The 2,261-nt window shown below is 69.7% G+C and carries 2 protein-coding genes; both read right to left on the bottom strand.

The window, feature by feature from the left end; all coding sequences use genetic code 11:
• The coding region (locus tag NQ160_RS22595; protein WP_257517273.1) for a phenylalanine--tRNA ligase subunit beta at positions 1 to 1,203 on the bottom strand (1,203 nt) is incomplete at its 3' end.
• Positions 1,203 to 2,243, bottom strand: coding sequence for a phenylalanine--tRNA ligase subunit alpha (gene pheS, locus NQ160_RS22590; RefSeq protein WP_257517272.1), 1,041 nt, complete (start codon positions 2,241 to 2,243; stop codon positions 1,203 to 1,205). The genes NQ160_RS22595 and pheS, both read right to left, overlap by 1 nt.
• Between the last annotated feature and the right edge of the window lie 18 nt (positions 2,244 to 2,261).

Below are 2,261 nucleotides of genomic sequence, written 5' to 3'. Positions count from 1 at the left end.
TCCGGCGTACTCGACCATCAGGTCGGCCACGCGCCGGGCGGCGACGAACGGGATCAGCGGATCCACGCCGCGCTCGAAACGGCGCGACGCCTCCGACGGCAGCTTGTGCCGGCGGGCGGTACGGGCGATCGAGACGGTGTCGAACACCGCGGCCTCGATGAGCACGTTGCGCGTGGCATCCGTCATCTCGGTCGTGCCACCGCCCATGACGCCGGCCAGGCCGATCGGCCCGGACTCGTCCGTGATGAGCAGATCCTCGGTGCTGAGCGCGCGCTCCTTGCCGTCGAGAGTCGTGAGCTTCTCGCCCTCGTGCGCGCGGCGCACGGTGATGCCCCCGGTGAGGCGATCGAGGTCGTAGCCGTGGATCGGGTTGCCGAGTTCGAGCATCACGTAGTTGGTGATGTCGATGAGAATGCCGAGCGATCGGATGCCGGCGAGCGTGAGCCGCGCGACCATCCACGGCGGCGTCGGCTTGGTGGGGTCGACGTCACGGACGATCCGCACGACGAACTCGCTCGCTCCCACGCGCCCGCGGATCGGCGCCTGGTCGTCGACCGCGACGGCGAAGCCCTCGACCGGCTGCTGCAGCTCGCCCCATTCGCGCTCGCCCGGGTCGCGGAAGGCGGCACCGGTCGCGTGCGAGTACTCGCGCGCAACGCCGCGGATCGACAGCGCATACCCGCGGTCGGGGGTGACGTTGATCTCGACCGCGACGTCATCCAGGCCCAGCAGGGCGATGGCATCCGCGCCGACCTCGGGGTCGAGCCCCAGCTCCACCAGGCGCAGGATGCCGTTGTGCTCGTCGCCGAGGCCCAGCTCCTTCGCCGAGGCGATCATGCCGTCCGAGACGTGCCCGTAGGTCTTGCGCGCCGCGATCGGGAACGGCCCGGGCAGCACGGCGCCCGGAAGCGTCACGACGACCTTGTCGCCGGCGAAGAAGTTGCGGGCGCCGCAGACGATGCCGCGCACTCCCCCGTTGGCCTCTCCGACGTCGACCTGGCACCAGCGGATCGTCTTGCCGTTGGACTGCGGCTCCTCGACGAACTCGACCACCTGGCCGACGACGATCGGACCCTGCAGGTCGAAGCCGTGCACGTCCTCCTCTTCGAAGCCCACCGACACCAGCGCCGCGAGGACGTCCTCGGGTGTGGCATCGGCCGGGACGTCGACGTATTCACGCAGCCACGAGAGCGGAACGCGCATCAGACCACCATTCCAAACTGCTCGCTGAAGCGGACATCACCCTCGGCCATGTCACGCATGTCCTGTACATCGCTGCGGAACATCAGCGTCCGCTCGAAGCCCATCCCGAACGCGAACCCGGAGTACACCTCGGGGTCGATCCCGGCCGCGCGCAGCACGTTGGGGTTGACCATGCCGCAGCCGCCCCACTCGATCCAGCGCGCGCCGCCCTTGAAGGTGGGATGCCACAGGTCGAACTCCGCGGACGGCTCGGTGAACGGGAAGAAGTTGGCCCGCATGCGGGTCTTCGCCTCGTCACCGAAGAGCACCCGTGCGACGTGGTCGAGCGTGCCCTTCAGGTGCGCCATCGTGATGCCCTTGTCGACGACCAGGCCCTCGAACTGGCTGAACACCGGCAGGTGCGTGGCATCGAACTCGTCGGTGCGGTACACCCGGCCCGGCGCGAGGATGTAGATCGGCAGGTCGCGCTCGAGCATGCTGCGCACCTGGACCGGGCTCGTGTGCGTGCGCATGACGAGGTGGCGCTCGACCGGGTCGACGTAGAACGTGTCCTGCATCTGGCGCGCCGGGTGGTCCACGTCGAAGTTGAGCGCGTCGAAGTTGAACCACTCGTGCTCGAGCTCAGGCCCCTCGGCGATCTCCCACCCCATGCCGACGAAGATGTCGGCGATCTGCTCCTGCAGGAGGGTCAGCGGATGCCGCGCCCCGACGCGCGCACGCTGCGGCAGCGCCGTGATGTCGATGCGCTCCGCTTCGAGCTTCGCGGCCGTCTCGGCGGCGGCGACCTCGGTCTCGCGGGCGGCCAGCGCCTGGGTGACCCGGCCGCGGGCCTGGCCGACGAGCTTGCCGAATTCGGCCTTGCGTTCGTTCGGCACGTGGCGCAGCTGCGCGTTGAGTGCGGCCAGCGGCGAGCCCTCGGCGGTGTGCGCGGAACGCGCCGCCTTCAGCTCTGCCGTGGTGGTGGCGGCGGCGATCGCGGCGAGGGCCGCGTCGACGGCGGCATCCACCGCTTCCGGGGTGATTTCGGGAGTGTCAGACACGATCAACGAGTCTACCGA

The sequence above is a fragment of the Microbacterium sp. zg.Y909 genome, assembly GCF_024626565.1.
This window is presented reverse-complemented; position numbering and strand designations above follow the sequence as displayed.